The 6,720-nt window shown below is 53.3% G+C and carries 6 protein-coding genes and 2 pseudogenes; 2 read left to right on the top strand and 6 right to left on the bottom strand.

Annotated elements, in window-relative coordinates:
• The first annotated feature begins 337 nt into the window (after positions 1-337).
• On the top strand, positions 338-697 hold the full coding sequence (locus tag OB13_RS09130) for an STAS domain-containing protein (protein ID WP_461489852.1): 360 nt from the start codon (positions 338-340) through the stop codon (positions 695-697).
• Between the two features lie 446 nt (positions 698-1,143).
• Positions 1,144-1,518 (top strand): STAS domain-containing protein, encoded by a 375-nt coding sequence (locus tag OB13_RS09125; RefSeq protein ID WP_461489851.1) that lies wholly within the window; start codon positions 1,144-1,146, stop codon positions 1,516-1,518.
• Between the two features lie 209 nt (positions 1,519-1,727).
• Here OB13_RS09125 and OB13_RS09120 read toward each other — a convergent pair whose 3' ends face one another.
• The 6 genes and pseudogenes from OB13_RS09120 to OB13_RS09095 form a co-directional block, all read right to left on the bottom strand.
• The gene (locus OB13_RS09120) at positions 1,728-2,885 is read right to left on the bottom strand and encodes an iron-containing alcohol dehydrogenase (protein WP_461489850.1); all 1,158 of its coding nucleotides are present in this window, start codon (positions 2,883-2,885) and stop codon (positions 1,728-1,730) included.
• Between the two features lie 29 nt (positions 2,886-2,914).
• The gene (locus OB13_RS09115; RefSeq protein ID WP_461489853.1) at positions 2,915-3,550 is read right to left on the bottom strand and encodes an NADP-dependent oxidoreductase; all 636 of its coding nucleotides are present in this window, start codon (positions 3,548-3,550) and stop codon (positions 2,915-2,917) included.
• A gap of 60 nt (positions 3,551-3,610) precedes the next feature.
• Positions 3,611-3,928, bottom strand: a pseudogene (locus tag OB13_RS09110) (NADP-dependent oxidoreductase); the annotation flags it as partial.
• Positions 3,929-4,105: 177 nt separating this feature from the next.
• The gene (locus tag OB13_RS09105; protein WP_461489849.1) at positions 4,106-5,353 is read right to left on the bottom strand and encodes a pyridoxal phosphate-dependent aminotransferase; all 1,248 of its coding nucleotides are present in this window, start codon (positions 5,351-5,353) and stop codon (positions 4,106-4,108) included.
• A 216-nt stretch (positions 5,354-5,569) separates the two neighbouring features.
• Entirely contained in the window at positions 5,570-6,358 is a 789-nt protein-coding gene (locus OB13_RS09100) for a peptidase (RefSeq protein ID WP_461489848.1), read from the bottom strand.
• Positions 6,359-6,494: 136 nt separating this feature from the next.
• Positions 6,495-6,720: pseudogene (locus OB13_RS09095) on the bottom strand (ATP-binding protein); the annotation flags it as partial.

The following is a 6,720-nucleotide window of genomic DNA, read 5'->3' as shown; positions in this document are numbered from 1 at the left end:
GATAACCTTGCCGCCGTACCAGCTTGCCCAAGTGGTTTAATCTCTTCGAATTACAATAAATTCCAATTCAAGCACAACCGATCAAATTTAATCCGGTGGAAGTATACTAAACTGAAAGCTTTGACATTAGGTATAGAGGCATTTACAAATTTCAATGCAAATAAAATAGTATTATACAATTTAAGGCATCCCTGAAAAACGAAAGCTATATGCCATTCAAAAGAATCAGACTCCGGGGCAAAACCCAGGAAATCAGTTTTTTAGGTATTCGCCAGTCAAGAGCCGGGGCCTACCCCAGCCCTGTCTCTGTATTTTTCAATTATTAAGAATTAAAACGATGGAAGTAACCAACCACAACTATCAGAACCTACATATAACAGTAGTTAAAGGACTCCTGAAAAAGCAGGAATTGAAAGCGGTCGGCCAGGCACTGGCTGCAGCGCCACCCCATACCACGCGGCAGCTCTGGCTGGATTGCTCACACGTACACCGGGATCAACTCTCGAACAGCAGCGTGTACGCCTTTGTAAACGAGCTGCTCAAAATCAAAAGGGAACAGGTGAAAGTCATTGTATGCGGTATGGACCACGCCACGGAGCGACTGTTCAGGCTTCTGAATCTGGACATGCACTTTACAAAGGCAAAAACACTGGAGGAAGCCTGCCCGCTTCCCAGCCCGGAGGCAGTCGTGGCCTAAAAAAGTATTTCCAACATAGAAAAAGCACCCGGATTCCTCCGGGTGCTTTTTATTTATCTGCCGGTTAGAAAGCCCCACACTGACAGTTGTCTGCGGTTCTTTCCGCTATTCCGTACTACTACGCACCAAACTACTGACAACCAGTGTATTATAGTTAAATAATCCAATCCAATAAATACAGCAAGGCATATAAGCTAAGTATAAGTTCTCAATCTATACAGTAGAATCACGGATTTTGCTGTGCAGGTGCTTACCTACTCAACTTTACAACGTTTAATAAAATACAATTAAGCAAGAGGCACACATCCCTGTGTTTCAGATACTTCAGGACCTGGTAGCACGACAGGTAGATCTTTGAACAGGAGGGCCGGTAAGCTCTTACCACGGCGCCTGCCCATCCCAACTGGCAAATTCATCCTTGAGCAGTATACATCAATCCTACTGAAATGGAAATCACAGTTCAATCATATACAGGGCTTACAGTCGTAGTGGCGCAGGGATTGCTCAACGAGAGCACTTTCTCAGAAATAGATGAAGCGATAAAGCGTGCTCCCCAGGATACCAGAAAGCAGGTATGGCTGGAAGGTACGCACATACAACACATTCAGCTGACCCAAACCTGTCTATGCACTTTCATTGACAAGTTGCTTATGCTTCGCAAACAAGGCATCCCGGTTGTCCTGTTCGGGGCGCGTGAGAGTACCCAGCGTATGCTAAAACTCCTGCAGCTGGACAAACTGTTCCGGCAGGTGCCCACGCTGGAAGACGCCTACCTGCTCCTCAATAAACAGCCCGAAAGCACAGAAGCAGCAGTGCGTTAGCCGGCCATCTGGCAAGCTATTTCAAGAATCTGCGCAAAGTTTAGAAAGAAAACCAGGTCCGCTACGCCAACCTGGCAAACGCAGGTATGGTGATCGGTATGATGCTTTCCTCTTCGTCGACCAGACCACAGCGCTGCATCCACTCTCAAAATAAGTAACATCCAAAGCTAAAAAGCGCCAGGGCTGCATTGCCCCGGCGCTTTTACTTTTTACAGGCTCATGGTCAGGATCTGCTCCACGTCAGCCACCTGGATGTCGCCGCGCTCGCCCAGGTTCTTTACGCCGCGCTTCTCAAAGCGCCGGACGATCTCCTGTATGGTTGCCTTGTCCACCTCGTAGTCCTTCAGCCGGGTGGGTATATCCAGCGATTCAAAGAAATGAACGGTAGCCTGCACGGTCGCTTCCATGCGCTCCTCGTCATTGCCCTGCGTGATCTGCCATACCCGCTCCCCGTACTGCAGCAGCTTCTCGCGCTTGGTGTCGCGCTTGTAGCGCAGCAGCGAGGGCAGCACAATGGCCAGCGTACGGGCGTGGTCGATGCCGTGCAGGGCGGTGAGCTCGTGGCCGATCATGTGCGTGGCCCAGTCGGTGGGTACTCCTACCCGGATCACCCCGTTCAGCGCCATGGTGGCACACCACATGATGTTGGCAGCCGTGTCGTAATCCGTGGGGTGCTGCAAAGCTTTCGGTCCCTCCTCTTTCAGCGTGATCAGGATGGACTCTGCCAGGCGGTCCTGCAGCGGGGCATTGACCGGGTAGGTCAGGTACTGCTCCAGCACGTGCGTAAAGGCATCTGCGATCCCGTTGCTGAGCTGGCGCAGCGGCAGCGAAAAGGTGGTTTCCGGATCCAGGATGGAGAACTTTGGAAAAGTGAGCGGGGAGCCGAAGGAGAACTTCTCCCGGGTCTCTTCCCGCGTGATCACAGAGCCGGAGTTCATCTCGGAGCCGGTAGCAGGCAGCGTAAGCACAGCACCAAACGGTAATGCTTTGGTAAGCGGCACTTTCTCCGAGCAGATTCTCCAGGGGTCACCGCCCTCAAACGGTATGGCGGCCACGATGAACTTGACACCATCTATCACAGAGCCTCCTCCTACAGCCAGCACAAAATCTATTTGTTCTTTTTTTGCCAGTTCTACGGCCTGCATCAGGGTTTCGTAACGGGGATTGGGCTCTATACCGCCAAACTCCACGATCGTATGGCCTTTAAGCGCGTTGGTGACCTGCTCGTATACGCCATTCTTTTTGATGCTCCCGCCGCCATAGGCCATGAGTATGCGGGCGTTGGCCGGCACCTCGGCAGTCAGGGCCGCTATCTGCCCTTTTCCGAAAATGATCTTAACCGGATTATAAAAATTGAAATTGTTCATATCTCTAGTGTATGCTGATTGATCGATTATCACTTACTATAGGCTGCTACTTTAACGAGCAGCTTGCCTGTATTCTCTCCTCTGAACAAGCCAAAAAATGCCTGCGGCAGCTTGTCGAATCCTTCTACCACATGCTCTTCGTACTGCAATTTACCAGCTTTTAGCCAGTTTGCCAGTTCTTTGGCTGCTTCCCCGAAATGTGCTGCATAGTCACCTACAATGAAGCCTTTCATCAAAGCGCTCTTGGTCAGCAGGATAGGCTCCACCCGCGGGCCGGTGGGTCGTGTGGTGGCATTGTAAAGCGCGATCTGGCCACAGATGGCTATGCGGGCGAATTTGTTCAGCAAGGTATAGACGGCATCCGAAATCTCCCCTCCCACATTGTCAAAATAGATATCCACGCCGGCAGGGCAGGCTGCTGCCAGTGCCTGGGACATGTTTTCGATGGTCTTGTAATTGATGGCGGCATCAAAGCCCAGGTCATTTTGCAGGTAAGCGGTCTTTTCATCGGAGCCGGCTATACCTACCACCCGGCAGCCTCTCAGCTTCGCGATCTGGCCGACGACCGTCCCTACCGCTCCCGCAGCGCCTGATACCACGACGGTCTCTCCTTCCCTGGGCTGCCCGATGTACTGCAGGCCACAGTAGGCTGTCAGTCCCGGCATGCCCAGTATACCCAGGTGGTAGCTCAGCGGCGCCAGTTGCGGGTCCAGCTGGCTGAGCCCTTTGCCGTCAGAGACACTGTAGGTTTGCCAGGGCAGGTTGCCCAGCACCACCGCGCCGGTGGTATACCTGTCATGCCGGCTTTCGACGACCTCTGCCACCACGCCGCCCCGGATGGGCTCGTTCAGGTTGTAAGGAGGCACATAGGATTTGGCGTCGCTCATGCGGCCGCGCATTTACGGGTCGACTGATACGTACAGCGCCTTCAGCAGCAGCTGCCCCTCTTGCAAGTCCGGCAGTTGCTCTTCCCTGAACTCAAAATTTCCCTCTGTCGGCATGCCCTGCGGGCGACTCTTCAATAGTATGCTCTTTGTCTTCATCTGCTTGTCTTTGCTATACCTATACCTATCCTATAGTGTATGCAAAACTCCAGGCAGAGGTTATGGTTACGGGTAAATAAGCCAGGTATAGCCCATGGCGGAAACAGGAAAGGCTCCCGCGGTGGGAGCCTTTCCTGTTGTATGTTATCAGCTGTGTGGTATCAGCCGCAACCGGATTTATAAAATGCCTGCGGTTTGTTGTTCGGCCACCGCGCCGGTACCCTGGTAGTTTTGCAGGAAAAGGGCCAACTTGTCCATCGTCTGGTTCAATTCCTGCACCTGCGGCAGGTATACGATGCGAAAATGGTCCGGCTGCTGCCAGTTAAAACCGCTGCCCTGCACCAGCAGCACATGCTGCTCCCGCAGAAAATCCAGCACAAAAGCCTGGTCGTCCCGGATCCTATACCTGCTGACATCGATCTTGGGGAAGAGGTAAAAGGCGCCTTTGGGTTTCACACAGGTGATGCCAGGTATAGCGATGAGTTTTTCGTAGCAACTGTCGCGTTGCTGCCGGAGCCTGCCTGTGGGCTGCACCAGGTCGTGCATGTGCTGCGGCCCTTCGAGCGCCGCCTGTATGCCATACTGCGCCGGCACGTTGCTGCATACCCGCAGGCTGGCCATCGTGTTCAGGCCATCGATGTAGCTCCTGGCCTTGGCCTTGTTGCCGCTCACCAGCATCCAGCCCGCCCGGAAGCCCGCTGCCAGGTAGTTCTTGGACAAACCGCTGAACGTTACTGTCAGTACTTCATCCGAGAAGGTAGCGGTAGAGCGGTAGTCCACTTCATCATAGAGAATCTTGTCATAGATCTCATCCGAGAACACGACCAGGTTGTGTTCTGCTGCCAGTTCAACCAGTTCCTGCAGCAGCTCAGGCGCGTATACCGCACCAGTCGGGTTGTTTGGGTTGATGATGACAAGAGCCTTTGTGCGGCTCGTTATTTTGCGCCGGATGTCGCCCAGGTCCGGGTTCCAGTCCGATGCCTCGTCGCAGAGGTAGTGCACCGCCTTGCCTCCCGAGAAGCGCACTGCTGCCGTCCAGAGCGGGTAGTCCGGGGAAGGCACCAGCACCTCGTCCCCGTCATTGAGCAACCCTTGTACCGCATGCAGGATCAGCTCGCTCACCCCGTTCCCAATGGAAATATCATCTGTATGAATGCCGGCTATACCTTTCGCGGCATAGTAATTTTTGATTGCTTCGCGGGCTGAGAGAATACCTTTGTGATCAGAATAACCCTGGGCATGCCGCAGGTTATCCACTACATTTTGGATCACCTCATCCGGCGCGTTAAAGCCGAAGGGGGCCGGGTTGCCGATGTTCAGCTTGGTGATGCGGTGGCCTTGCAGTTCCAACTCCTTCGCCTTCTCGTAGATGGGCCCGCACAGTTCGTAATGAACAGCCTCGAGCCGCCTGCTGCTTTGTATCATGTCATCCTAAATTTTTCCAAAATTAACGTTTTGCCCCACATTCCAAGCAGCAATCCACCGCGAATAGCAAATCTGCCATCCGCTAACAAAACAGCAGCAGATTTTAATTCCGGCGCCAGCACTCCCCTGGCTACACATCTGCTACAACGCCCTCCGGAAATAGTTGAGGCTCCTGTTTATGCAGGAGCCTCACCATACAGTTATACTTTAATACAACTACTTTCCGCCGTTGGCTTTCAGATCGTTGATACAATTCTGATCCAGCACCGGGGTATAACCGCCCAGCAGGTTCTGCACGACATTGCCCGTCTCCACAGTATAATGCATCAGGCACTTGGTGTTGTCGCAGTGGCGGCCATGCGGCGCATCCTGGTGGGGCTGCTGCATGGGGGTGCCGGCATTCACCAGGCCCAGAATGTGCCCCAGCTCATGCTGCAGGATCACGCTCTCCAGCCGGGCTCTGTCCGGCTGGCCGATCCCTCCGGACATGCTGCGGATGGTGTGCTCAAACAAAGCCATGGAGGTGTTGCGGTAAGCTACTCCCAGCACCTTGCTGTTGTCGGTATCCTCCGCATACTTGCTGTCAGCAAAGAAAAAGTAGATGGCAATCGTATCAGGCCGGGTATACTCAGTCCGGTAGCTTTCTTCTATACCTGCCAGGTCCTTGACAGAGTAAGCGCTTTTGCCCGGCGCCGGTATGGCGGCCTGCTTCACAATGATCCCGCCGGGCTTATTCATGTATTTCTCCATCCAGCTGCGCAGGTTGCTGACAGCCGCCGCCGTGGGCTCAAAGCCCTGTGCATACTGCAGCTCCACCACGACCTTGCTGTACTTTTCTGCCGAAAGCAGATCGCGGGCACTCTCTCCCACTGCTTTCTTGTTCAGAACATGGCTTGGGTTGGCGTCCTCATCAGAGTCTTTGTCACAGGAACTTAATACAAGGGCGGGCAGCAGCGCAAAAAGCAAGGCTGCCTTTTTGGTTTTGTTGAAAAGGTTAGAAATCATAGCGGGTGAATTGGTTGGTACATACTCTTGCAGCCACAATATCTACTGCAACTGCAGCAGCTTCAACGTATAAATATAGGAAACGGCTATACCTCACCCTCATTTTCCTTGCGCAAGCCAACAACTCCGTCGGATATTACAACACAGGCTGTAGTTCTTCTACTGCAAAGTTTCCTTCCGGCAGCAGCCGCACCCGATATAGCCTGTCAAACCCTTCGGCCAGTGTGGGCCGGACCAGCCGCTTTTGGGTGCCGTAGATGCCCCGCTCGGGTATAAGTTGCTTCCCGCTTCGCTGGCTGTTACGCGCTACTGCTTCCTTCACGCCCGTCTCAAAATAGTAGCCCACCACCTCATAGCGTGCC

The sequence above is a fragment of the Pontibacter sp. HJ8 genome (genome assembly GCF_054824225.1).
This window is presented reverse-complemented; position numbering and strand designations above follow the sequence as displayed.